Source organism: Streptomyces sp. NPDC026062 (genome assembly GCF_055568375.1).
The window spans coordinates 3,642-3,956 of the sequence record NZ_JBVHOQ010000109.1; the positions used below are offsets into that span (position 1 = coordinate 3,642).

1 tRNA gene is annotated in these 315 nt (G+C 59.4%); it reads right to left on the minus strand.

Annotated elements, in window-relative coordinates:
• Positions 1-26: 26 nt before the first annotated feature.
• A tRNA-OTHER gene (locus ACZ4LX_RS37945) sits at positions 27-102 on the minus strand.
• Between the last annotated feature and the right edge of the window lie 213 nt (positions 103-315).

Below are 315 nucleotides of genomic sequence, written 5' to 3' on the forward strand. Positions count from 1 at the left end.
ACCCCCGAAAGGGCGAGCGGACTGCGCGGAGAGGGCAGGATTCGAACCTGCGCGAGCCGAAACTCGACCGAGTTAACACTCGGACCCCGATAGGCCCTCTCCTCTAGCATTCTTCCGAAGTTAATCGCCGTCATGCCGTTGAGTAGCACTCTACTCCGTGAGTCTGACAGCACCCTGACGTTTTCCTGACGACGAAATCTCTCGGAACTGGACCGGGTCATATTGATCCGAAACGCTTTGGATTCAGGCTCGTTGACGGTGTGTGAGTGATCTGGTGGGGGATGCGCGGACCTGGTCGCCGGACGCGCAGGAGGC